This window comes from Dyadobacter soli (assembly GCF_900101885.1).
GTDB lineage: Bacteria > Bacteroidota > Bacteroidia > Cytophagales > Spirosomataceae > Dyadobacter > Dyadobacter soli.
On record NZ_FNAN01000001.1, the window covers coordinates 497,140 to 521,223 of the forward strand.

Genomic DNA, 24,084 nt, shown 5'->3' on the forward strand with positions numbered 1-24,084 from the left:
CATTACCCAATTCGTTGCGGTCGGGGACGGATGTCTAATTTTTACTAAGAGAGCGGCATTATGTTCATGAATTTTGTGCAAAAAAGAGATATGCTACTACCCATTGCCAAATTCGGTGCGCCAATCCTGCGCCACCGTGGCATTCCGGTCGATCTTGAAGATCCCGGACTGCAAAATCTGATAGAAAATATGTGGGAAACCATGTATCACGTCAACGGTTGCGGACTGGCCGCGCCGCAGGTTAATAAATCCATTCGCCTCTTCGTGGTCGACAGCATGCCTACTTATATGCAAATGGAAGATGCCGAACGAAATATTGTTTTTGACGGCGACCAGGGCATAAAGGAAGTATTTATTAACCCGGTAATTACCAGTAGATCGGAACGAATTTGGTGGGATGAAGAAGGCTGTTTGAGCATTCCCGGTATTACATTACGCATTTCCAGGTCCTGGTCTGTTTCCATCCGTTATTTCGACGATCAATTGCACGAGCGCACACGCACATTCTTAGGTATAACCGCGCGCATGATCCAGCATGAATATGACCATATCGAAGGGAAGTTATTTCTGGATTATTTAGATGCGGGGAGGAGACTTTTATTGAAAAATAGATTTGACCGAATTAATAGAGATGACGCTAGTGGCAGTTAACAAACTGTACCATTTCGTTATATAAATCCCACGAGATTCCATGAGATAGCACGTCCCCTGAGAGTTGTTGATCGTGCATCGCCGATTGAATAGTAACATTATGCCATGTCAGCGGCAACAGAGTTAAGTCGTATTTGTTGAATCTAAAATGAAAATCGTGTGATATCGCATTCCTTAATATCCTTGCAAATTGGTACCAAGGGCAACATTTTAGACCACTCGACGAGTTGCTATATTCTGCGTATGCCTTTACCACTTCAAAAGATTCTTTTATGAGCGATCGCCTAATTGCCTTGTAGAATTCTTCCAAGGACTCGGTAAATCTCGTTTTTTCGTGAAGGTACTCGTTGATGACTTGATTTAAGTCAATCCCATACTTATAGACACAAAAATCTTTCGGTAGAGGGTTGAAAACTACCTCATCTTCTTTAATTAAAATAATTTTGTCGGCTAGCTGTATTACCGCATCACTATTAAGTAGCTGCATTGACGAGAGCATTAGTATGGCAGAATTGCGATTGTGTCTTAGACAGTTTTGTACCCATTGCTTATCACACATGTCGTAGAAAATTAGAGTTTGTATAGATAAAAATTGCTAAATGATTGGCCTGCCGAAATACAGCAAGTACCCACCCGCATCTTTCACCTCGAATCCCCGCAACCCGTCATCATTATCGGCAATCATCTTCGGTCGGGCCCTGATAGGTGATTTCAAAACCCAGAAAATCGCGGTAAGATACCAGTGCTGCCGGGACATTCCTGACGATGAAGAACGGGGCGATGCCGGCGATTGCGGGATCGGATATTGGATTTGGGGTTTTGGATCAATTTATGCAATTTATAGGTTAACTGGATTCAATGTGTAGCCTTCATTTCTCAGCAATTGAATGAGCCCCGTTCGAAACATTAAATGTCCTAGACCGACGGAAATAAAGCAACTTCCCATTTGCATTTGATGTTCGATTTTTGGAATCCAGTTTGCATTTCTTTCTACCGTTCCGTGTGCGAAATTTTCAGAAGGATTTTCGTTTAGTTTCAGCGGATTTCGTAACGTTTTTGAATAGGAAATCAAATCAATATCCAGTTCTGAATTTACCTCATTCAGCAGTGTATTTTTGCTAATTAAATAAACGAGAAACTTGGCCAGGCGCTGATAGCCCAATGAATCCATGACGTTTTTCACGTCTTTCGGGGTGTCCAAATGAAATACCGGTTTTTTTAGCTCTTGCACTCCCGCGAAAATTAGGTCGTCGAAGCGATCATATTGTGTCTTGTTTTCTATCATCGTCAGTGCTACCTGAACCATTGTCAGAATGTCCGCATCATTGTTATGCGGGCGCATGCTACCGTGCGGAGACGCGGTGAAAAAACTGTCGACCTTCAAATATTCTTCCGGCGTAAAGAGCGAGTCCAGGGGAGGTTGATGAAGTTCTATCTGTTCGGGAATAATGCCGATGGGGGAGCCGCCGCTTTCAAAAATCGCGAAATCCGTGCTTTGCGAAATCTGCTTTAATTGCGGGAAACTATCGAACACTGCAATGGGGGCAATGTGCACTGTACCAAAGAGATAAGAAGGTTTTTTAAGCCCTTTTCCGCTAATTTCCCACAATGCCGACTGGCTTTCCTGCCCCAATGTCACGGATGAATTGAATAGCAGGATCATAGCAAACAGAAATAGTCTTTCCATACTAATGACCGGTTTTTAATCAAATGATGACAGTTAAACTACTATATTGGCGATGCGAAAACCTTCATTATGCCTGACCAACTTTTCAACCGCCGTGACCTCATCGCTTATTTCGTCGTTGCTGCGACTGGCGCGCTTACCAATCTGCTGGTGGCCACTTTATTACAGGAATGGTTTCACATTTCCTATAAGTCGGCATTGTTTTTGGGTTACTGGTTTTCTTTTGTGGTCGGGTATTTTTTAACGCGGCTTTTCGCATTCAATGCCAAAAACACCACACAATCGAGGCGGCAGATTGTCAAGTTTACATTGGTCTCCATTTGGTCGTGTGTAATCACGGTTTATGGTTCGGCTATTTTGTATGACATTTCTACGAAATGGCTTGGTACATTTACATTTCTGATTCCATTTTCGGTCAAAGAGGTTAATTTGAATAAACTGTTTTCACAGGTAACCGCGATGGGCGCCAGCTTTCTAAGCAACTATATATTACACAAACAGTTTACATTTCGCGACACCGGCTTTTATGATCGATTAAAAGTGTTGCTGGGTATTTGAGATGTTTGTCAGCAAAAATTGACAAGCTGCCGTTAGTTTAACCAATTTGTTATTTCGAAAGTTAACTGTCGGTGATTTGTTCAGAATTTTGTAAATAGCGTGCTCACACTAAACGCTATACATCATGCATATTTCTTCCATGTTTCGCCTCCTGGCACTTTCCTGCATTTTCTTTCTGGCAATGGCATTTTCTTGCCAGGACCACAACATTCCTGACCCTCCGGTAACCAATTGCAAGCGCGTCGACGGTACGCAGCGGGCGTTCGATTGCGAATTCGAATTTGTTAAGGCTGAATTTTATAACTTAGATGGTACAAAAAAGGACATTTATGCCACGGTGACGCCTTCTAATCCCAATTTCGATATTGTAGAGCCTGCTTATGCTTCGTTTGTCTACAATCAACGTGTTAATGTCTACTATGAAGAATTCCCCGCGACTGTAACAATCAGGCGTATCGCTCCTTCGCCAACGGGTTCTAATCAATATATCCTGCGCAAAAATATTTGGACGATGTCGCCCACTGATCCGACGGAAGGTTTTTCCGATTTCAGTTACGGCGCGCCGATCGTTGACCCTGCACCCGTTACGATAGATATCCCCGTAGGAGGAACCTATACGTACGAGGTGTCTTACGGAATTGGTGGCTATTATGAGGATAAACCTCGGTATCTGGACTATAAGTTGCCCGGGCCGGATTTGTATCTCTTTGTCGAGAGTGTAGAGACCGCTAAGAAGTTAAAGCAAGCTCCATACAATTACACGCTCTATCGTGACCTGGCCGAAGGAAAATTGTTGCTGCGGCCGACGATAATTCCTGCCCGCTGCACCGGACTCTGCTACCTGCCTCCAAAGCTGCTTTCCGGGCACGTCTGACGGTAAATGCCCTTTCATTTTGCCTTCTAAGGCCGACGATTAATGTGGCGCCCGGTGAATTCCTTGCAGGAATGGCCGGGCAACGCCTATATTTATCCCTTCGAACGAAACCTTTGAATGGAAAAAGAGAACGAACTGTTCGGCGTGAAGGAGATTGCCCGGCGCGCCAACGTCTCCACGGCTACGGTCGATCGCGTGCTGCATAACCGGACGGGCGTTTCGGAGAAGACCAAGGCGAAGATCAACGCGATCATCAAGGAAATGGACTACCAGCCCAATATCCTTGCGAGCCGGCTGGCGTCGAGGAAGATCATCAGCCTCGCGGCACTGCTGCCTGATGTGTCGGAAGAAACGGATTTCTGGGCGGCGCCCCTGAATGGCATCCGCCGCGCCGAGGCCGAAATGCGGCAGTATGGCGTGCAAGTGCAGGTTTTTCTGTTCGATCTCAATGATAAAGATTCGTTTGCCGAACAGCTCAAACACATATTGGACGGCGGTTTTCATGGCATTCTCGTTTCGCCATCCTTTATTGAGGAGACCCGCAAGTTTGCGACGGAATGTGCCCGCCGCAAAATTCCCTACGTATTTATCGATTCCGATATCCCTGACCTGCACAGTCTCTCGTACATAGGCCCGCACCTGCGCAAGAGCGGGTACGTGGGCGCGAAGCTGCTCACTTACCGCCTCGAAGCGGAGAAAAAAGTGCTGATTATCAATATTTCGAAAGAAATTGATAACTACAATTACCTCGAAATCGAGGACGGTTTCAGGGCTTATTTTAATGATAATAACCAGCAGAACGAGATCGTGCGGATCGATATCCGCGAGACGGATTACCAATCGGTGGCGCGGCACCTTACCTATGTATTCCATTTGAATAAGGACATCGGCGCGGCATTCGTGACCAATTCGCGTGTGCACACCGTCGCGTCTTTCCTGAAAAACAGCCACCGCACGCACGTTTCACTGATCGGTTACGATTTTGTGAAGGAGAACGTCGGTTACCTGGAAAGCAATGTGATCGATTTCCTGATCTGCCACCGCCCCGACGACCAGGGCTACCGGGGCATGATGGCACTTTACCAAACGCTCGTCGTCAATGCGCCGGTGACGAAACAGAACTACATGCCGATCGACATCGTGACGAAAGAGAATTACGAGTTTTATCAGAATTAATTTTCATAAAAATAGATTTTACAAATTCTTTTCTACCTTTACGGGCACGTGCCCGTAATCCATCAATTACGCATAGTTCACTCAAAGCCAAACCCTTTTACCCTTGGAAAACTTTAAAGAGAAATTTCTCAGATGGCTCAGGTCGCTCGGGCCCGGTATGATCACCGCCGCGCTCGTGTTCGGGCCCAGTAAGCTCACGATTACCTCCAAACTTGGGGCGGTTTACGGGTATTCCTTGCTATGGATCGTGGTCGTGGCAATCTTCTTTATGGGCGTTTTCACCGCCATGTCCACACGGATCGGCGTGGCTACCAACCAGTCGTTGCTGGCCTCGGTGAAGCAGAAATGGGGCAAACCGGCATCGGTTGTGATGGGCATCGGGGTATTTCTCGTGACCACATCCTTTCAGGCAGGCAATTCCGTCGGCGTGGGGATAGCGGTGGGGGAGCTGTTCCAGACTTCGCCCGTTCCGTGGATAATCGGGCTTAATGCATTCGGTATCAGTCTGTTGTTTTTCAGGAGTTTTTATAAAGTGCTGGAAAGCATTATGGTATTGCTGATTTTCGTGAAGCTGTTTTCCTTTGCAACGACGTTCTTCTGGGCCAATCCCGACCCCGTTAAAATCGTGAAAGGCTTCACGATGCCGGCGATCCCGGAAGGCTCGACGGGGCTTATCATTGCATTCATCGCCTCCTGCTTTTCGATTGTGGGCGCCTCGTACCAATCGTACCTCGTTCAGGAACGCATTCGCATTAAACCCGAACTGCGCGGCGCCAGAAACGACAGCATTACCGGCATTATCCTGCTCGGCGGCATGTGCAGTATTGTGATCATCTGCGCGGCGGCGGTTCTGAACCCCAAGGGCATTGCCGTAAATTCAGCCACGGATATGGCCAGGGCGCTGGAACCGATTTTTGGCAGCAATGCATCCACATTGTTCCTGATCGGCTTGTTCGGGGCGGCGTTTTCGTCGCTGATCGGCAACGCGTCGGTAGGCGGCACACTGCTCGGCGATGCATTGGGTTTGGGTAGTAATTTTAGTTCAAAATCAGTGCGTTACCTGGTAGCGCTGGTGATGGTGATCGGCGCAACCATTGCGATACGTTTTGGCAAACTGCCGCTCGAACTCATCGTGTTCGCACAAAGTGTGACCATTTTCGTGGTGCCTTTCATCGGGACTGCATTGTATATGGTGGGCAACGACCGCAAGATCATGGGCGATAAAGTGAATAGTCCGCTAGTAAAAGTGGTGGCGGGCCTTGGGCTGATCATCGTTTTCAGTCTGGCGGTCATCAACAGTAAAGAATTATTTTTCAACAATCCGCTTTTTAAATAAAATGAACGGTTTCAAATCTCTTGAAGAACAATGGCTTAGCCCTTCCGAGGCGCTGATCGAAGATATGAAGCGCATCGAGGGCGACATTATGATCGTGGGGGCGGGCGGTAAAATCGGCCCGAGCATTGCAAGGCTTACCATGCAGGCCATCGAGCGGGCCGGGCTCGACAAGCGCGTGATCGCGGTGTCGCGTTTCAGCGAAGAGGGGCTGGTGGAAGAACTGAATGCAGAGGGGATCGAGACGATTATTGCTAATGTATTGGATGATACCCAGTTGCAGGACTTGCCGGAAGTTGAAAACGTGCTGTACCTCGCGGGCCAGAAGTTCGGTACGTCGAACAACGAGCCTTATACCTGGGCGATGAACACTTATCTGCCCGGTCGCGTAGCCGAGAAATTCCGTAAATCGCGCATTGTGGTGTATTCGACGGGTAATGTGTACCCGTTCACAGCTGTGGGCTCGGGCGGGGCTACGGAGGAAATGCGCGCCGATCCGGTAGGGGAGTACGGGCAATCGTGCCTCGGCCGCGAGCGGATGTTCCAGTACTTTTCGTCGGTTTACGGCACGCCGATCCTGCTGTACCGGCTGAATTACGCCATCGATTTCAAGTATGGCGTGCTGCTGGAAGTAGCGAAATCGGTGCTGAACGGCAAGCCGCTGGACGTGACGATGGGCCATGTGAATGTGATCTGGCAGGGCGACGCCAACGAAATGGCGATCCGTTCGCTGCTGCATTGCGAGTCGCCTTCCAAAATCCTGAACATTACGGGCCCGGAGACGGTATCGCTGCGCTGGCTAGCGAATGAGTTTGGACGTATATTCAACACCGAACCGCAGTTTATCGGCGAGGAACAGCCTACGGCGCTGCTGAGTAATGCGGCCGAGTCGTTCCGCCTTTTTGGCTACCCGCGCACGACTTTGAAACAAATGATCGGCATAACGGCCCAATGGCTGCTCGAAGGCGGGAAGACGATTAACAAGCCGACGCATTTTCAGGAGCGGAAGGGGGAGTTTTAAGGGGAGGAATGGAGGAAGGGAAGAAGGGAGGAAAGGAAGGAAGGGAGGAAAGGGAGGAAAGGGAGGAAAGGGAGGAAAGGGGAAAGGGACTAGAAAGTCAGGAATGGTCAGGATAAGATTGACTACTTGAATAACAACCACTGACCTAATGACAACCACTGACAACAAATGACAACACCCGACCCGTGTTTTGATTTTTAGGCAATTAACTTGATTATGTTGAAAGAAAGTATAAAAAAGCTACTCTTCGAAGGGACGGTGATTCCGGCGCATCCGCTCGCGTTAACCCGGGAGCTGCGGCTGGACGAGCAGAAGCAGCGCGGGCTGACGCGCTACTACATGGCCAGCGGGGCCGGTGGGGTGGCAGTCGGCGTACATACGACGCAGTTCGAGATCCGCGATCCGGAGGTTAATCTGTTTGAAAAGGTGCTTGCACTGGCGGCAGAGGAGGTGAACCGTGCGGCTTTGAACCGGCCTTTTATCAAGATTGCCGGTATTTGCGGGCTGACGGAACAGGCTGTGAATGAGGCTGAAATTACCGTGAAGTACGGTTACGACCTCGGACTGGTGAGTATGGCGGCATTTAAAACGCAGCCGGAGGCGGAAATCATCGCACATGTGCGGAAAGTCGCGGAAATTATTCCGGTATTCGGATTTTACCTGCAAGCGGCCATCGGCGGACGGGTTTATAGCTACGATTTCTGGCAGCAATTCGCGGAAATCCCAAATGTGTACGCCATTAAAGTTGCGGCATTCAACCGTTACCAGACGCTTGACGTTGCGCGTGCCGTAGCGCATTCAAGCCGCCGCGATGAAATCGCCCTTTACACGGGCAACGACGACAACATCGTGGCCGATCTGCTGACGCCTTACCGCTTTGAAATCAACGGAGAAATAGTAGAAAAGCGCTTTGTAGGCGGTTTGCTGGGGCATTGGGCCGTTTGGACGGCTAAGGCTGTCGAGCTATTGGCATCCGTAAAGCACACCCTCGCAACCGGCCACACCGATGCGGCATCGATGCTCAGTACCAACATCGCCGTTACCGACATGAACGCCGCCATCTTTGACCCCGCCCACGCATTCCACGGCTGCATTACCGGCGTGCACGAAGTCCTCCGCCGCCAGGGCCTCCTCGAAGGCATCTGGACCCTCAACCCGAACGAGACATTATCGCCCGGGCAATATGAAGAAATTACACGCGTGATCGAGGCCTATCCGCATTTGGTGGATGATGCATTTGTGGCTCAGTTTTTGGAAAATGAGATTGAATTTGATTTAGGTAAGTGCAGGCTTTTTAATTCGATTTGAAGGGCGTAAATTAAAGATAATCAGTATTATAACTACGGTTATATTTTCAGTTACCCCTTTACTTTCTCGGAAAAGTTTGATTTGTTTGTGGTGAGAACACTATACCACAACACTATGATCAACCCTCAGTCCATACGTGCCATCGCCAGGCAGCGGTTAAAGGAGGCAGCCGTCCTCTATAACGAGAAGATGTTCGATGGCGCATTTTACCTGGCCGGTTATAGCGCCGAATTGACCCTGAAAGCGAAGATATCCGAGCGATTTGGAATCCCCAACCTGTTCGATGAAACTGCGGTGCATTCGTTGCAAGGAATTCGAGACATTCGGAGCGCCGTAAAAACGCATAACCTGATCAATCTGCTTATTTTCAGTGGATTGAAAGCCAAATTCGAGGAGGAAAAAGCGCTGCATCCCCAACTCGCGAAGGCCAATGGGTTACTTTTTGACGCATGGAACGAGAAAGCGAGGTATATGCCTTGCGGGCAGGTTGAGGAAGAGGATATGAGGAATTTGCTGAATTTATTGTCAAACCATAACGGAATACTAGCATGGATAGAGCAGAATTGATGAAAGCTTTGAAGCCATTCAACGCGCGTTGTGCGGAATTGGGAAGGCCTTTGGACAGTATCAGACTCGAAGAAGCCTATCCTGGGGATTCTTCCACGTCGTACATCGTACAAGTGGAGGCGGCTTGGGCGAATGGGCGGTCGCTTTGGTATGCGATCGATTTCCTGTTTGATGTTTTGTTTGAAACGGTACCTTATAAAATGAGGACGAAGGTATTTACGATCCAGGTTATCCGGCAGCTGATCACGTGTCCAGATCCGCAAATTGAGCCGATTGATACTTTGATGGCAATGTGCGCCGCGGAGTAATAGTTCCTTCGGTTATTTCCGCAATGCCTTCCCTGCAAACCTTTGCGGAATGCATTGCGGAAATTTTTTAACTTATTTGTTTGCAGTGGGTTAAATATTGCTTCATATTCAGTTTTCAAACTTCTAAACCTGAATATGACACGACGATACCTTTGCGGGCTGTTTGCCGGCCTTTTGATTTCCCTTTTGCATTTCCCCGCTTTTACACAAAATACTTCTAAGCCGATTCCGGCGCTGGTTTCTAAAAATGGCCGTCATACGCTGCTGGTCGATGGGAAACCGTACCTGGTGTTGGGCGCGCAGATGTGGAATTCGAGCGGGTGGCCGGATATTCTGGATAAGACGTGGCCGCAGTTGAAGGAGCTGGGTTGCAATACGCTGGAAGTGCCGATTTATTGGGAAAATATCGAAAAGGAGCAGGGGAAGTATGATTTCGCGGACCTGGACAAGCTGATCCTCGATGCGCGGCGGGAGAATATCCGGTTGGTATTGCTCTGGTTTGCATCATTCAAAAACGGCAGCTCGCAGTACATTCCGGTGTGGATGAAGGAAAACACGAAAGAATATCCTCGTATGCTCAATGCGGGCGGTCAGCCGATCCAGGTGCAGGCCACGGTTTCCGAAAAGAACCGGAATGCCGATGCGAAAGCGTTTTCGGCGGTAATGGCACACATCCGGCAGATAGATGAGGCTCACCGGACGGTCATTATGATGCAGGTTGAAAACGAACCCGGATCATTGGGGACGGACAGGGATTACTCGCCCGAGGCTACGAAGCTGTTCAACGGGCCGGTACCCGCAAAGTTGGTTGCTGCATTGAAAAAGAAAGCCGGTACCTGGCAACAAGTGTTTGGTTTCGATGCGCCGGAGACGTTTTCGGCTTATTATATGGCGCAATACATCAATTATATCACCGCCGAGGGCAAAAAGCAGTATCCGCTTCCTATGTACGTGAATGCGTGGCTGCGCGAGAACCGCTTTGAGCGTGCGGGCGAACACCCGAGCGGCGGGCCTACGTCTAATATGATCGATGTTTACAAGGCTGCCGGGCCGGATATCGATTTGCTGGCGGTCGATATTTACAATCGCAATTATGTGCAATTCCGGGATTTGTGTGAGAAATATGCGCGGCCGGATAATGCACTGTTCGTGCCCGAAACCGGGAAGGGAATGCTGTTTGCCCGGTTTCATTTCTACGCGATAGGAGATTACGGGGCAATCGGCGTCGCGCCGTATGGCATGGACCCGTTCCATGGCGACCCGCATGACCAGCGCGACAAGACGAAACTGGACGGGAAGTTTACCGACATTGCAGCCAATTACCGGTTGCTCACACCGGCGATCCCATTGATTACTTCGCTGCAAGGCACGGATAAATTGAAAGCGGCGGTAGAAGAGGACGGGCTAGGCGAGAAGCTGCTTCATTTTTCCAACTACGATCTGCTGCTCACGTTCGGTTTTCCTTCCTACAAGGCCACCAAGGAACCGACAGGCCGTGTGTTGGCCGCTGAGGTGGGTTCCGATGAATTTTACCTGATCGGTTTCGACACGAAATTCCAGTTCCGGCCACGACTGGGCTCCGGGTTTTCGGCCTCGGAGCTGATTTACGTCGAGGAAGGCACATTCGAAGAGGGTGCCTGGAAGCGAAGGCGGATCTGGAATGGCGACGAGGTATACCATTCCACGTTGACGCCGGATGGTGTGATCCTGAAAGTCAAGTTGCGGGGGCTGCAATCGGATCAGTACAATACCAAACCGAATTTCGAACAATAAGCTGAATGCCAGGTTTTGACAGCCTGGCATTTTTGTTTTCCGGAATTCGATTCCCGGAAAGCGTTTTGCGGAATTCGTTTCCCCGAAATCGTTTCCTGGAATTCGATTCGCTGAAATCGTTTCCCGAAAAATATCTTCTAAGAAATATTTAAAAAATTATATAATCTGACGGTTCTCCACAGAGGTTTCCAGTAGCGTGCTCTACCCGAATTTAGCGCATTCCTGTCGCAAGTGGATTTCTGCAAAGGATTGCGGAAAGGTTTGCGGAAATTTTTTAACTGTTTTAGCAACAGATAGTTAAATATTCTTTCATCTTACCATCAAAGTGTTTGATTGACACAATTAGACGGCCGGTACTTATCCCGGCAGAGTCCAATCAGACGCCGCCTATTCCTTATCATTTTCAAACCGGGTTTTCCAGCCGAATGGAAGATCGAAACCTTCTTTTTAGTTATGAAATTTAAAAACTACTCACCAGGAAAACGGGCGCTCTGCGTGGCATTGGCGGCTTTTTTGAGCGGCCAGACGGTAATGGCCGTGGCTTTGCCGCCCACGGAACGGGCAGTCGTGCATGCCGATGCGCAAGTGAAAGGCAAAGTGACGTCCGACAAGAACGAGCCGCTCGTAGGCGTGAACGTGATCGTGAAGGGAACGTCCGTCGGGACAACCACCGATCCGGAAGGGAATTTCAGCCTTGCCGTGCCTGAAAATGGCACTTTGACATTTTCGTTTATCGGTTATTTATCGCAGGAAGTAGCCATTGGTAACCGTTCGGAAATCAATGTGCAGCTGGTAGCAGATACCAAGATCCTCAGCGAAGTGGTGGTGACTGCCTATGCCACGCAGAAAAAAAAGGATATCACGGGTTCGGTGTCGGTGGTGGATGTGAAGAATATTACCAAACAGCCTAACGGGCTTGTTTCCGGCCTGTTGCAGGGGCAGGCTTCCGGTGTGACGGTGATCTCATCCGGGCAGCCGGGCGCGGAGCCGCAGGTACGTATACGCGGGATCAATACATTTGGCAACAACACGCCGTTGTACGTGGTCGATGGCGTGCCGACGCAGAATAGTACCAACCTGAACCCGAACGATATCGCGTCTATCCAGGTGCTGAAAGATGCCGGCGCGGCGTCGATTTACGGTTCGCGGGCCTCGAATGGGGTGATTATCGTTACTACCAAAAAAGGTACAGGCAAGGTGGCTGTGCAATATGATGCCTATTATGGCGTGCAGGTGCCGAAATCTGGGAATGTATGGGATTTGCTGAGCCCAACCGAGGAGGCGAAGCTACGCTGGATCGCGAATAAAAACTCGAATCTGCCGATCAACGACCCGATTTACGGCTCGGGGCCGGAGCCGGTGATCCCCGATTATATTTACCCGCTCGGCAAAATGGAGGGTGATCCGGCCGTCGATCCGGCCAAATATTACATCAACCCGATCTACAAAACCGACGACGATTACAACAAGTTTTACCGCATTATCCGCGCCAACAAGGCGGGCACCGATTGGTACCATGAAGTTTTCAAACCGGCCGTCAATACGAGCCACAACCTCTCCGTCAGCGGGGGTACGGAGAAAGGCAACTACATGATATCGCTCAACTACCTCAACCAGCAGGGTACCATGCTTTCGACTTACCTGAAACGCTACAACCTCCGGGCAAATACGGTTTTTAATGTTAATAAACGCATTCGCATCGGAGAAAACCTGACTTACACCATTACGAGTAACCCCCAACAGACGGAACTATCCGACCTCAACATCGTACAAACGGCCTCCCAAATGTCGCCGATCTTTCCGGTACGCGATATCATGGGTAACTACGCGGGTATTTTCGGGACGGGTTACAATGGTAACAACCCGGTGGGGACGTTGGAACGTTTGAAGGACAACCGCACGCTCGGGAACCGGCTGTTCGGTAACATGTTTGCGGAGGTGGATGTGCTTAACGGGTTGACATTCAGGACGAATTTTGGCGGTGAAATGTATTCGGGTACTTCCCGGTCGTTTGTGTACCCAACCTATGAAAACAACGAGAATACCAAGTACAATGCATTTTCACAGGGTTCTTCGAACGGGTACGCATGGACCTGGACCAACACATTGACTTACAAAAGAATCATAGGCCAGCAACACGACATTACCATCGTGCTCGGCAATGAGGCTTACAAATCCTACTTCGAGAACCTGGGCGGTACCACGCGCGATTTCTACACTTTTGACCCAAATTATACCACATTATCAACCGGTTCGGGCATTCAGAGCAATTACAGCGGACGGAGTTTCGAATCGCTGAATTCGCAATTCGGGCGGCTGGATTATGCATTCAAGGGCAAATACTTGTTAAGCGGGACATTGCGGCGTGATGGTTCTTCGTAGTTCGTCAAATACCAGTACGGCTGGTTCCCGTCGGTGAGCGCCGGCTGGCGGCTTTCGGAAGAGCGTTTCATGCAAAGGATCAAATGGCTGGCCGACCTGAAAGTGCGGGGAAGCTGGGGTGTGATGGGTAACCAGTTGAATGTCAATGCGAATAATGGTTACTACACATTCATTATGGACAAGGCCGCTTCCTATTACGATATCGGGCGCACCAACAACTCCAACCAACCCGGTTTCCAGGTAGGGCAGATCGGTAATCCGGATGCGAAATGGGAGCGGAATATCAATGCGAATATCGGGATCGACGCCACTTTCCTGAGCGGAATGATCGACGTCTCGATTGATTATTTCCGGAAGGATATCAAGGATTTGCTTTACAACCCGGCGGTTCCGGGAACGCAGGGACCTGGTACTGTGCCGTTTGTGAATATTGCGGGTACTACGAACCGCGGTATCGATCTGTCGGCTAATTTCCATAAAAACCTCGGTCCCGACCTGCGCCTGGATCTCGGCGCTACATTTACTTCCTATAAAAACAAGGTTACCCGCGTGACCGACAACACCAACTATTTCTTCTCGACCGGCCGCGCATTGAATGGTATCAATTATGTGCGCAATGAGGTAGGTCATCCGATCGGGTCTTTTTACGGTTATAAAATTGCCGGTTTCTGGAATACCAATGAGGAGCTGGAACAAGCCAACGAGCAGGCTAGGCAAGTCACCGGGGACCCTGCCAAGGTGTACCAGGCCGAGCAGGCACTGGGCCGTTTCCGTTTTCAGGACACCAATGGCGACGGCATTATCACGGCGGACGACCGCACTTTCCTCGGTAACCCGAACCCCGATTTCAACTACGGTCTGAACATCGGCCTGACCTATAAGCAGTTCGATATCAGCGCATTCTTCTACGGCGTGCAGGGCGCGGATATCTGGAACCAGCTGCGTTACAGCACCGATTTTTACGCCACATTTGTGCAGGCCAAGAGCAAGCGCGCATTGTACGATTCGTGGACTCCGGAAAACAAAAATGCCATCCTGCCGATCCAGGAGACCAAAATGACCTCGGCTACCAACGGCTCACCGACTTCCTACTACGTGGAGGATGGGTCCTATCTGCGGCTCAAAAATATCCAGCTCGGTTACAACGTGCCGGCGTCGCTGCTTTCGAAAATCAACGTGTCGAACCTACGCATTTATGTACAGGCGGCTAATGTGTTCACGATTACCAAATACATTGGCCTTGACCCCGAGATCGGCGGCTCGGCGACGAGTTTTGGAGTCGACAAAGGGCTCTATCCCAATGATCGTCAGTTCCTTGGCGGTGTTCAGCTCAGTTTCTAAACCCTTAATTCTAATATTATGAAAAGTTATAAAAAATGGCTGCTGGCATGCGCTGTCGCTGTATTTACGATGACATCCTGCAAAGAAGAATTTCTCGATTACACGCCGCAGGGCGCGTTAGGGGAAGATTTGCTGGCTACGAAAGATGGCGTCAATTCATTGCTGATCGGCGCTTATGCGGCGCTCGACGGGCAGGGGAATTATGGATTGAATATCAATGGCGGCACCGCCTGGGCAGTTGGGCCCGACAATGCGATTTACGGCAGCGGGTACGGCGGCGAGTCGCACGCGATGCCGCTTTCGACAAGCGTCGAGCCTATTAACGAGTTTTTGAACGAGCGCTGGAAAGCCAGCTATGCGGGCGTGAGCCGGTGTAATGCGGTACTGCGTGTGGCTGCGAAAACGACGGAGCTAAGCGAGGCGGAGTTGAAAAACATCATCGGCCAGGCGAGGTTTCTCCGCGGGCATTACTATTTCGAATTGAAGAGAATGTACAATATGGTGCCGTGGATCGACGAGAACACGACGGATTTCAAGCAACCGAACGACAAGGATATCTGGCCGCTCATCGAGGATGATTTTAAATATGCAGTTGAGAACGTGACCGCGACGCAGCCGGACGCTGGAAGGGTCAACAAAACGACGGCACAGGCTTATCTGGGTAAAGTTTATTTGTACCAAAAGAAATACCCGGAAGCCAAAACGAATTTCGATTTCGTGATCAATGGCGGCATTACCAGCCGGGGTAAAAAGGTGGATCTGAATCCTGAATTCGAGGATAACCACCGTCCGGAAAAGGAACTGGACAGTCCCGAAGCATTGTTTTCGATCGATATGGCGGCGAATGTCGGCAATGGAACGATCGCGACTGCCAACCAGGGTAGTATGCTCAATTTCCCGATCAACAGTCCTTTCGGCTGCTGCGGCAACTTTCTGCCCTCGATTGATCTGGTCAATTCTTTCCGTACCAATCCGAATACCGGCCTGCCTTACCTCGACGATTACAACAAACATGAGGTGAAGGCCGATATCGGTATCTTGTCGAGCCAGCCATTCACGCCCGACGCCGGTACGCTCGACCCGCGCCTCGACTGGACGGCGGGCAGGAGGGGTATTCCATTCAAAGATTGGGGACTAATGCCGGGCAACAACTGGATACGTAATTCCGTGGCAACCGGGCCGTATGTGAACCTCAAAAACATTTACTGGAATGCGACCAAAAACCTCTATTACGACGGTACCGCCTGGGCACCCGGCTCGGCGATCAATTATAACGTGATCAGTTTCGCCGACGTGTTACTCCTCGCGGCAGAAGCAGAAGCGCAGCTGGGTAACCTCGACATCGCGCAAGCGTATGTCAACCGCATCCGCACACGCGCGGCCAATCCGAAAGGCTTTTTGTACAAATACAAGGACGATGCCAAGCCGGAACTCGGCTTTTCGGCGACACCGGCAGCCAATTATCTCATTAAGCTCTACCCGGAAGGTAACTTCAAAGCAGGCGGAAAGGATTATGCGTTGAAAGCGATCTATTTCGAGCGGAAAATCGAGCTGGCCATGCAGGGGCACCGTTTTTTCGACCTCGTGCGCTGGGGACTGGCCGATAGTTTCCTGAATGCCTATTATGCCTACGAAATCAACAAAGTGACGGAAGTGACGGGCCTGAAATTCACGCCCAACAAGAACGAATATTACCCGATCCCGCAAACGCAGATTGACATCAGCACCGTTGACGGCAAGGCGACATTGAAGCAAAATCCGGGTTACCAATGATCCACCGGTAGTTTTTAGTTTAGATTCTCATAGTGTAATGTACCTCAGCCGGCCTCCGCAGAAGCCGGCTGATTTTGTTTGATTGGTATTTTGATTTACTAAAACTGGATAAAATTCAGATATTGGGTCAGGGTAGCGGCCTGTTATAAAGTCTGACATTTTGAAACACATTCCTAAATCATGATTTCCGGAAAACCTGAACATTTTTCCCGACGCGAATTCGCCCGCCGGGCGGGTATGCTGGCAGCTGCCGGTATATTTGCGCCTGAAAATCCATTCCTTAACCCATTTTCGCCAGCTGTGAAGAAAATCACCATCAAGAACGTAAGCTCCAACTTCGAGCGCGAGCCGCTGAACCCGTACCGTTTTAAAGGCAGCGCCATTACCGACAGCTGGCAGGCCATTGCCATGCTCGAATCCGACTCGGGCATTCGCAAAGTGGGCCTCGGAACGCAGGGCGTTTTGTGGTCGGACTCGAAGGTTTTCGCGGCGCATTCCGAAAGTGCGGGTAATGCATTGATGTATGCAATGAGCGAACGGGCGTTGCAAATGATCAAAGGGACCTCTTTCAACGATCCCGTGCAATTGCTAGACGATCTGCTCCCGGAAGTACTCGCTTATGGAAAGAAAATTACCGGTAACCCGGATCTGAGGAAAACATTTGCATTGAATGCCCTCGTATGTGTAGACAACGCGGCCTGGCTGCTCTATGCGCAGGAAAACGGGATGAAGCAGTTCGATGAAATGGTGCCCGCCGCATACCGGCCCGGGCTTTCCTACCGGCACGAAAAAGTGGCCAGCATTCCGTCGTTCGCCGTAGGTACTTCGCCGGAACGCATCAAACAGGCGGCCGATGAGGGGTATTTTATATTAAAACTCAAAACAGGCGCCGCCGGAACGCAGCAGGAAATGATCGAGAAAGACATTGCCTTCCTGACGGCCGTACACAAGGCGATCGGACATTACGAAACGCCTTATACCCAAAACGGGAAGATTCCCTATTATTTCGACGCGAACGGCCGGTACGAGAAGAAGGAGACATTGCTTCGTTTCCTGGATCATGCCAAAAAGATTGGTGCATTCGAGCAGATTGCCGTCATCGAGGAGCCTTTCGAGGAAAGCAACGAAGCATTCGTAGGCGACCTGGGCGTGCGCGTAGCAGCGGACGAGAGCGCACACACCGTGGAGGACGCCGCGCACCGGATTGAGCTGGGATATTCGGCGATTGCCGTAAAAGCTATTGCCAAAACGCTGAGTATGACCATGAAAATCACGCAATTGGCTTACGAAAAGAAGGTCCCGTGCTTCTGCGCCGACCTCACCGTGAACCCGATACTGGTCGACTGGAACAAAAACGTGGCCGCCCGTTTACAGCCTTTTCCCGGAATGTCGGTAGGCTTGCAGGAAACGAACGGCCATCAATATTACAAGAATTGGGACAAGCTGGCGACCTTTCACCCGATGGCGAACGGCAGCTGGACGAAAACGCAAAAGGGCGTATACCTCACCGACAAATCGTTCTACGCAGAAAGCGGCGGCATTCTGGCGCCATCGGCGCATTACGACGCGATGTTTGCGGGGTGATGGGTGTTGTATAGTTCGGCCATAAAGTCTAGCAGTAATTTTTTGTGGGCGAAATAGGTTTGGTAGGTCAATAGATTACATTGATTTACTGTTTGGAACATTAACTCGATGGCGTCTTCATTGTAGGATTTGTCGGCGAAATAGGCGGTGCTATTTTGTATATATTTATCCAATATTTCACCAACTTCAACCGTGATTATTTCCGAGTATAACGGGTTGACCTTTAATTCGATAAGCTGTTGTTTGAGTTTCGCTTCTGTTTCGGAAAGGTCAGAGATATTAAACTCAATTTGATCGAATGTGATGGTTGTTGAAAAAAAATGGGTCTGCTCCCTCATCTCTTCGATAATACGATACAGTCCTGCATTCGTTTCTTCAACTTTTTCCATATTTGCTGTAAGTGTTTGCAGTTGCCGTTCTTTCTGTTGATATAGCGCCGTCTGCGTGAAGAATTGATAAATGTTCGCGTCATTTTTTGCTATACTCTCCCGTACGAAGTCGAGTTCGTTGCGTAAACCTGGTAAAAGGAATGCTGCTTCATCGGCGGTGTATTTGCTTCCTGCATAATCGAAGGATTTAACCTGGGAACGACCTTCATTGATTGCTATTATCGTTTGAATATCGGATTCAAGGGCTATTTCAAGATATATTCTGTCCACAGCTTCTTCGTTGAATAACTGAGTCTGATCAATAACCGTAGTTTTACCGTCTATCTCAGGAAACACGGGGTTTTTGTTGTCGTAATACCCATTGAATACTTCGCTGAAAGCACCTTCGCGATAGGTTTTTAATATTGTTTCCTGAAATTCCTGATCTGTTTGCAAGCCTTCTTCCAGTGAAGAGCCGGGCGCGAAAAACAATTCACTGGTAAACCTTTGCTGAATGTTTTCTATTTCGCGGAACAACTCATAAGCTCGCCGGGAATCTTCATTTCGCATTTGCTGATCCAATGCCATTAGCCTTTCTACGCGATCGTCGACGCTCGGGTGCGACGCCCATTGATCCGTGATAACCAATTTTGATTTATTGTAACGATTTTGGGTCGATACCACCACGGGTAATCCGTTTAGAAATGTTAAGCCATCTTTTTCACCCAGGAATGTCAAAACAAATGCATGTTGCGAGTAAAAATTCCGGGGCCCACGGGCATTTTGGTAGTAACGGCTTGATACAAAATAGTAAGCGTAGTCGGCCAGTTCGAAGCGTTTGAGCGCGGTTGCGAGCGGTTCGGAACCCGCTAAATGTGCAGCGACTTCGTCGGCGTGAAATTCCATTTCCCGCGACAACGCGAGGTAGTTAAGATTAACAATATTATAAGCTTTTCTCAATACCCATTGGATGCCCTTCACAACCCATCTTGCGAGGGAGGATGCTATGCTGATATAAGCATTAGAACTTCCCCACCGTTCCAGCATATTGTCAAACGATCCGTTGTCGTACAGCATGTTGTAAATGATGTAATTGACATTATAAACATAACTGCCGACTTTCATGCTGCGCTGCGAGAAATGTCCGAATTCATGCGCTATTACCGCTTTAAATTCGCTGACCGTTAAAGAATTAACGAGTCCCATTCCAATTTGGAGGTTTTTGCGAATTGGCAAAAACATACTCCAAAATCCCGAATCGTAAAAAACGGCCGCATTAACCTCGGGAGATAAGTAAACTTTTTTAGGAAAATCGGTCTGAGATTCTTTCACAATTTCATGCAGCATTGCAAATAGCTCGGGCTGATCTTTTTCGCTGATTTCAGTGAGACCGGAGCGATCTACGACGTGCCTTTTAAATATGAATTTGATTAGGAAGAACAATACAAAGAATCCGACGCAAAACAATCCGATAGCCAAACCGAATGTTATTCCTGTGAATTTCACATACACAAGCGCATAACCTCCGAGCGCGCATAAGCCGGTGAGAAGCACAGCCCCGCAAATTAACAGGATATAGATGACTACAAATTGCGCGATTGCGAACGATGCACGAAGCGTGTACTTTCGGAAATCTTCCGAAACTTTAACTTGATCAATCAGCATTTTAATTCGAATAGAGAGGATAAATAAAAAACCAATGCCGCCGGGATTTAGCCCTTTGACATTGGTTTACAACTTAAATAAAATGCGGGATATTATTGCCGTCAGATTTGCCTTAGTGCCTTAAAAATCTCTGCATGCGGCTGCTCGCCTTCGAATGTCCTCACCAGGTTTCCTTTTTTGTCATAAATGGCAATGTAAGGGAACGAGCGGATCTGGTAGTAGCGCTGAACGAGGTAGGACGTGCCTTCGGTGCCTACTTTGAAATTTGGATGAGTGCCGATACTGTACTGATTGACAAACGGTTTCAACATATCCATTGACTGGAACGTAACCATTACCACCTGCTTGTTGGCAACGACGCTGGAATTTTTCAGCAGGTCTTTGGTAAAGCTCTGGCAATGTTCGCAATCGGGTGAAAAGTAGATGAGTACTACCGGCCCGGCTGCGAGCTGAGACGAAGTGTATTGCTGGCCATTTACCAGCCGGATTTGAAAAGGGGCTATTTTCTTACTGCTGGCGGCCACCTGGGCAAATCCATCCGACATGCCAACCAGCAATAACAACAAGAACGATAACTTACGGAACATAGCATTTGGGTATTAAAATGAGTCCGCAAGTTATCAATCTTTGCACTATCAGCGGCCGGTGGGGGCGCTAACTTTTTCGGAAATGTTGCGCAGCTGGCGGGTATGCCGTATCGAATGGCAAAGGACAAATTGCAGCCATTCCCAGCGGGTAAGGTAGGCAACCTGTGGAAATTCGAAATCGTTGCAGGTAAGCGAGAGGTCCTCGTTGGCTGCGACCTCACGGATTGCCGCGCGTTCTGCCTTGAATGCTTCGAGCAGTTGCTGCTGGTCGTGCGGACCGTCCGACGGGATGATGAACTCGGGAGACTGGTATTTGGCTGTAAAATCGAGGAAAATCGATTCGATGACAGGCACGAACTGCGCCACGGGGCGATCGGTTTCGCCGGTCGAGCCGAGCAATGTCTCGGGAATACCCGACTCCGACATCAGGATGTGTTCGGCCACCTGGCCCGCCGTCCAGCTGCCTTCGAAGGGCACTGTATTGACTTGCGCCGGTTGTAACGCAGCGAGCACGGCGTAAAAATCCTGCTCAGTCTGGTCGAGGTCGTGCAATAGTTGTTTGCGGTCCATGGCTTCCGCGCTTTGAGTTTCGGATGATGATGAATTGGCTGACATAGTTGTATCTGGATTTAGTTGTTGATGAATCGATATAATGCGTTATTATTTTTCCAAAACACCTTTCAGCGTTTGCAGGCTTTCTTCGAGATCGGGGCCGAGCATGCCGTCGATAAACGCGTTGGTGATGTTCATCGGGTACTTGCTCTGGCCGCTCATGCCCCACGACACTTTCGTTTGGCTCGGCGATAAGGCTTCGGTGGTCATTTCAGTCTCGGCAAGCCCTTCGAATGGCCTGATGAACCGCACTTCAAGATTCACCTGCTTACCCTCGTCGAGTAATTTGATCTTTTCTTCCCCCTTGCCGACATTGTCGTCCTGGCTGTCCCAGGCGTAAACGAAGCCTACGGTGCCGTCTGTACCCGTATAATCTTTCTTCATGTTAGGGTCGGCCATCACCCATTTGTTATAATACTGCTGGTTTTTGACGAATTTGACATAGTCAAAAACTTCCTGGCTGGGTTTGTTGATGGTGATCTCCCGTCTGACATTGTATTCTTTGCTCACAAAAACCGCCGCCACCAGTACCAGCACAATGATGCCTACGATTACGTACAGGATTTTCTTGATAATCTTCATGTTATAAGAAGTTTAGATAAAGGGATTTTTAAATAAGTACGATACAAAACTATGGGAAACCTGCCTTACTAAAAGGGTGTGAAAATGCCAAAGAAAGGGCGGATTGCGACAGGTAACGCGGGGCGCTAAACGGTAGCGAAGGTTTGCCGTTGCAGCTTGTGGTAATAGATATAGGACACGGCAATCAGCACAAACCCGATGATGAAACCTGCCCACATATCGGGGCCGTCGCCGAATGCGATGTGCGAGTAAAAAGCGCCGAGCAAATCATAGAAAATGCCAGCATAGGCCCATTCCTTAATGCGGGGATAACCCGGAACGAGGATTGCGATCAGGCCGAGGATTTTGGCAACACCCAGAAACGGAACAATGTAGGCCGGGTAACCAATGCGGGTCACGTGCTCAACCGCCTCAGGCGCGGAAATGGCGTCGTAAACAGATCCGATACCGAGCATGAGGGCAAGTATGCCCGTGACAACCCAGAAGATAATCTTTGTCTTTTTCATAAGTCGATGTAGTTTAAATGGTTATAGAATGGATGGAATTTGATGCGGTGTTTGCCAATGCGTTTCCGGAATACTCGTCTTTCATCACGGACGCTTCATAACCAAAGCTTTCCAGCAACCCGGTTATGCTCGCGTTGCATACCGCATTGCTTTCGCAGCTGACCCGCAGGACCTTGTCACAATCTTCGAGGTCGAAACTGGCCCGATAGCCATTGAATGCAAGGCAAATCAGATCGACCAGCAATCTCGCCTGACTATGTTTCCCCACGTTTGTTTTGAATACCTCTACCATGTGTTTCCGGTTGGTTTTGAGGGTGTTGAAGCGCACCCGGCCTGTGATGATTCCGATGATACAAACTAAGCGGGTTCAGGTCACAAAAACAGATGTGATTTGCGACATTGTCAGGGGGGGATTGTGACAAAGGGGGCCGGGGAGGCCGTAAGGTTGAAATAAACCGATCGATAATCCGCACCACTCGCACGCTCAATGACTTAGTTGCCGTGCCGTCACTTCTGATACCTTGCCGCTTTCGCAGCAATTCGCGGACAGCGTTAACGACAAGAGTTACCCATGACAGACGACAGCGGAATGGTCGAGCAGGTGTTGCAGGCCACCCATTACCATGCATTGACAGGGCACACGGCCATGACATTCCGGGAAATGGTCAAGACCATCCATCCCGATAAATGCAAACACCCCCGTGCCCAGGACGCCACCAACCGTTTGCTCGAAATGTTCCGTCATTTTACCAGCGGAAGCAGCTTTACCGACGATTCCGGGCAATTTCTGACCAACGACCATTGGGTACTTTTCCAGGGCGACACACAGGCGATTACGCAAGCCAGGAGGAACCAACTTGAAATTGCGGCGGGCGCGACGGAGCATTTCAAGCGGTATATGCCTTACAGCTGGGATTCCGATCACAGTTTTTTGCTTTTCAACCGGGCGGTTCCGCTCGCTAATCTCACATTACCCCAGGAGCACGTCAACTGGGTCTTATCGCGCTTGCTCGAATTCTGCATGCAGCTGCACAGGCGCGCGGGAAGGGCGCACCTCGGCCTGACTCCCGCACACGTGATGCTGGTGCCCGAAACGCACGGGATCGCCGTTGCAGGATTTTATCACACCGCCGAACTAGCCGGCAAAGTATCGACCATTTCGGCGGCGTACCGGCACTGGTATCCGGGGCAATTGCTGCGCGACAAAATGGCCACTGAACATGCAGACCTCGAAATGGTCAAGCGAATCGGCGCATACCTTCTGGGCGATCGCTCCGGATTGGGTACTGCACTGAGAAAAACGCATCACCGCGAGTTTGTCGATTTTCTGCTGAGTTCCGACGACGATTCTTTAGCCTGTTACGAAAAATACCGCGAGATGCTCGATAGAAACTTTCCATCACAATTCATACACTTAAACATCTGAAA

At 49.5% G+C, this 24,084-nt stretch carries 21 protein-coding genes and 1 pseudogene; 15 read left to right on the top strand and 7 right to left on the bottom strand.

Features of this window, described 5'->3' with window-relative positions; translation table 11 throughout:
* Positions 1-60 precede the first annotated feature (60 nt).
* A complete protein-coding gene (gene def, locus BLQ88_RS01800) occupies positions 61-651 on the top strand; it encodes a peptide deformylase (RefSeq protein WP_218132876.1) in 591 nt (196 codons plus the stop codon).
* An 838-nt stretch (positions 652-1,489) separates the two neighbouring features.
* Here the strand turns inward: def and BLQ88_RS01810 are convergent.
* Positions 1,490-2,338, bottom strand: coding sequence for a TraB/GumN family protein (locus BLQ88_RS01810; RefSeq protein ID WP_090146112.1), 849 nt, complete (start codon positions 2,336-2,338; stop codon positions 1,490-1,492).
* Positions 2,339-2,407: 69 nt separating this feature from the next.
* Between BLQ88_RS01810 and BLQ88_RS01815 the strand changes: the two genes are divergently transcribed.
* The 13 genes and pseudogenes from BLQ88_RS01815 to BLQ88_RS01875 all read left to right on the top strand — a co-directional run bounded on the left by BLQ88_RS01815 (position 2,408) and on the right by BLQ88_RS01875 (position 18,336).
* Positions 2,408-2,896, top strand: a complete 489-nt coding sequence (locus BLQ88_RS01815) for a GtrA family protein (RefSeq protein WP_090146113.1) — start codon at positions 2,408-2,410, stop codon at positions 2,894-2,896.
* 124 nt (positions 2,897-3,020) lie between these two features.
* Complete coding sequence (locus tag BLQ88_RS01820; RefSeq protein WP_229212528.1) at positions 3,021-3,770, top strand: hypothetical protein; 750 nt, start codon at positions 3,021-3,023, stop codon at positions 3,768-3,770.
* A 117-nt stretch (positions 3,771-3,887) separates the two neighbouring features.
* The gene (locus BLQ88_RS01825; protein WP_090146116.1) at positions 3,888-4,946 is read left to right on the top strand and encodes a LacI family DNA-binding transcriptional regulator; all 1,059 of its coding nucleotides are present in this window, start codon (positions 3,888-3,890) and stop codon (positions 4,944-4,946) included.
* A gap of 103 nt (positions 4,947-5,049) precedes the next feature.
* Positions 5,050-6,282, top strand: coding sequence for an Nramp family divalent metal transporter (locus tag BLQ88_RS01830; RefSeq protein ID WP_229212529.1), 1,233 nt, complete (start codon positions 5,050-5,052; stop codon positions 6,280-6,282).
* A gap of 1 nt (position 6,283) precedes the next feature.
* The gene (locus BLQ88_RS01835; RefSeq protein WP_090146120.1) at positions 6,284-7,300 is read left to right on the top strand and encodes an NAD-dependent epimerase/dehydratase family protein; all 1,017 of its coding nucleotides are present in this window, start codon (positions 6,284-6,286) and stop codon (positions 7,298-7,300) included.
* A gap of 216 nt (positions 7,301-7,516) precedes the next feature.
* Complete coding sequence (locus tag BLQ88_RS01840; protein ID WP_090146129.1) at positions 7,517-8,608, top strand: dihydrodipicolinate synthase family protein; 1,092 nt, start codon at positions 7,517-7,519, stop codon at positions 8,606-8,608.
* 114 nt (positions 8,609-8,722) lie between these two features.
* Complete coding sequence (locus BLQ88_RS01845; RefSeq protein WP_090146130.1) at positions 8,723-9,175, top strand: HEPN domain-containing protein; 453 nt, start codon at positions 8,723-8,725, stop codon at positions 9,173-9,175.
* Complete coding sequence (locus BLQ88_RS01850) at positions 9,157-9,483, top strand: hypothetical protein (RefSeq protein ID WP_090146132.1); 327 nt, start codon at positions 9,157-9,159, stop codon at positions 9,481-9,483. Before BLQ88_RS01845 ends, BLQ88_RS01850 begins: the two co-directional genes overlap by 19 nt.
* A gap of 135 nt (positions 9,484-9,618) precedes the next feature.
* Positions 9,619-11,256: a DUF5597 domain-containing protein gene (locus tag BLQ88_RS01855; protein WP_090146134.1), complete on the top strand. Its 1,638-nt coding sequence runs from the start codon at positions 9,619-9,621 to the stop codon at positions 11,254-11,256.
* Positions 11,257-11,709: 453 nt separating this feature from the next.
* On the top strand, positions 11,710-13,638 hold the full coding sequence (locus BLQ88_RS01860; RefSeq protein WP_090146136.1) for a SusC/RagA family TonB-linked outer membrane protein: 1,929 nt from the start codon (positions 11,710-11,712) through the stop codon (positions 13,636-13,638).
* A 27-nt stretch (positions 13,639-13,665) separates the two neighbouring features.
* Positions 13,666-14,979: pseudogene (locus tag BLQ88_RS01865) on the top strand (TonB-dependent receptor domain-containing protein); the annotation flags it as partial.
* 18 nt (positions 14,980-14,997) lie between these two features.
* Entirely contained in the window at positions 14,998-16,752 is a 1,755-nt protein-coding gene (locus BLQ88_RS01870; protein WP_090146140.1) for a RagB/SusD family nutrient uptake outer membrane protein, read from the top strand.
* 180 nt (positions 16,753-16,932) lie between these two features.
* Positions 16,933-18,336, top strand: coding sequence for a mandelate racemase/muconate lactonizing enzyme family protein (locus tag BLQ88_RS01875; protein WP_090146142.1), 1,404 nt, complete (start codon positions 16,933-16,935; stop codon positions 18,334-18,336).
* Here BLQ88_RS01875 and BLQ88_RS01880 read toward each other — a convergent pair.
* From BLQ88_RS01880 to BLQ88_RS01905, 6 genes are all read right to left on the bottom strand, one after another.
* Positions 18,312-20,210, bottom strand: a complete 1,899-nt coding sequence (locus BLQ88_RS01880; RefSeq protein WP_176884870.1) for a M48 family metallopeptidase — start codon at positions 20,208-20,210, stop codon at positions 18,312-18,314. The two genes, BLQ88_RS01875 and BLQ88_RS01880, sit on opposite strands and share 25 nt — an antisense overlap.
* Positions 20,211-20,470: 260 nt before the next feature.
* Positions 20,471-20,956 (bottom strand): TlpA family protein disulfide reductase, encoded by a 486-nt coding sequence (locus BLQ88_RS01885; protein ID WP_090146145.1) that lies wholly within the window; start codon positions 20,954-20,956, stop codon positions 20,471-20,473.
* Positions 20,957-21,004: 48 nt separating this feature from the next.
* Complete coding sequence (locus BLQ88_RS01890) at positions 21,005-21,571, bottom strand: DinB family protein (protein ID WP_229212531.1); 567 nt, start codon at positions 21,569-21,571, stop codon at positions 21,005-21,007.
* Positions 21,572-21,616: 45 nt separating this feature from the next.
* The gene (locus BLQ88_RS01895) at positions 21,617-22,150 is read right to left on the bottom strand and encodes an SRPBCC family protein (protein ID WP_090146147.1); all 534 of its coding nucleotides are present in this window, start codon (positions 22,148-22,150) and stop codon (positions 21,617-21,619) included.
* Between the two features lie 125 nt (positions 22,151-22,275).
* Positions 22,276-22,656: a DoxX family protein gene (locus BLQ88_RS01900; RefSeq protein ID WP_090146149.1), complete on the bottom strand. Its 381-nt coding sequence runs from the start codon at positions 22,654-22,656 to the stop codon at positions 22,276-22,278.
* A gap of 13 nt (positions 22,657-22,669) precedes the next feature.
* Positions 22,670-22,948 (bottom strand): hypothetical protein, encoded by a 279-nt coding sequence (locus tag BLQ88_RS01905; RefSeq protein ID WP_090146321.1) that lies wholly within the window; start codon positions 22,946-22,948, stop codon positions 22,670-22,672.
* A gap of 279 nt (positions 22,949-23,227) precedes the next feature.
* Here BLQ88_RS01905 and BLQ88_RS01910 point away from each other — a divergent pair, with 279 nt between their 5' ends.
* Positions 23,228-24,082 carry a hypothetical protein gene (locus BLQ88_RS01910; protein WP_090146150.1) on the top strand — a complete coding sequence of 285 codons (855 nt, stop codon included), beginning with the start codon at positions 23,228-23,230 and terminating at the stop codon, positions 24,080-24,082.
* Positions 24,083-24,084 lie beyond the last annotated feature (2 nt).

Excerpts from the sequence above, each read along its gene's own strand:
- def (WP_218132876.1), top strand. The coding sequence starts at position 61 with ATGTTCATGAATTTTGTGCAAAAAAGAGATATGCTACTACCCATTGCC.
- BLQ88_RS01810 (WP_090146112.1), bottom strand. The coding sequence starts at position 2,338 with ATGGAAAGACTATTTCTGTTTGCTATGATCCTGCTATTCAATTCATCC.
- BLQ88_RS01815 (WP_090146113.1), top strand. The coding sequence starts at position 2,408 with ATGCCTGACCAACTTTTCAACCGCCGTGACCTCATCGCTTATTTCGTC.
- BLQ88_RS01820 (WP_229212528.1), top strand. The coding sequence starts at position 3,021 with ATGCATATTTCTTCCATGTTTCGCCTCCTGGCACTTTCCTGCATTTTC.
- BLQ88_RS01825 (WP_090146116.1), top strand. The coding sequence starts at position 3,888 with ATGGAAAAAGAGAACGAACTGTTCGGCGTGAAGGAGATTGCCCGGCGC.
- BLQ88_RS01835 (WP_090146120.1), top strand. The coding sequence starts at position 6,284 with ATGAACGGTTTCAAATCTCTTGAAGAACAATGGCTTAGCCCTTCCGAG.
- BLQ88_RS01840 (WP_090146129.1), top strand. The coding sequence starts at position 7,517 with ATGTTGAAAGAAAGTATAAAAAAGCTACTCTTCGAAGGGACGGTGATT.
- BLQ88_RS01845 (WP_090146130.1), top strand. The coding sequence starts at position 8,723 with ATGATCAACCCTCAGTCCATACGTGCCATCGCCAGGCAGCGGTTAAAG.
- BLQ88_RS01850 (WP_090146132.1), top strand. The coding sequence starts at position 9,157 with ATGGATAGAGCAGAATTGATGAAAGCTTTGAAGCCATTCAACGCGCGT.
- BLQ88_RS01855 (WP_090146134.1), top strand. The coding sequence starts at position 9,619 with ATGACACGACGATACCTTTGCGGGCTGTTTGCCGGCCTTTTGATTTCC.
- BLQ88_RS01860 (WP_090146136.1), top strand. The coding sequence starts at position 11,710 with ATGAAATTTAAAAACTACTCACCAGGAAAACGGGCGCTCTGCGTGGCA.
- BLQ88_RS01870 (WP_090146140.1), top strand. The coding sequence starts at position 14,998 with ATGAAAAGTTATAAAAAATGGCTGCTGGCATGCGCTGTCGCTGTATTT.
- BLQ88_RS01875 (WP_090146142.1), top strand. The coding sequence starts at position 16,933 with ATGATTTCCGGAAAACCTGAACATTTTTCCCGACGCGAATTCGCCCGC.
- BLQ88_RS01885 (WP_090146145.1), bottom strand. The coding sequence starts at position 20,956 with ATGTTCCGTAAGTTATCGTTCTTGTTGTTATTGCTGGTTGGCATGTCG.
- BLQ88_RS01890 (WP_229212531.1), bottom strand. The coding sequence starts at position 21,571 with ATGTCAGCCAATTCATCATCATCCGAAACTCAAAGCGCGGAAGCCATG.
- BLQ88_RS01895 (WP_090146147.1), bottom strand. The coding sequence starts at position 22,150 with ATGAAGATTATCAAGAAAATCCTGTACGTAATCGTAGGCATCATTGTG.
- BLQ88_RS01900 (WP_090146149.1), bottom strand. The coding sequence starts at position 22,656 with ATGAAAAAGACAAAGATTATCTTCTGGGTTGTCACGGGCATACTTGCC.
- BLQ88_RS01905 (WP_090146321.1), bottom strand. The coding sequence starts at position 22,948 with ATGGTAGAGGTATTCAAAACAAACGTGGGGAAACATAGTCAGGCGAGA.
- BLQ88_RS01910 (WP_090146150.1), top strand. The coding sequence starts at position 23,228 with ATGACAGACGACAGCGGAATGGTCGAGCAGGTGTTGCAGGCCACCCAT.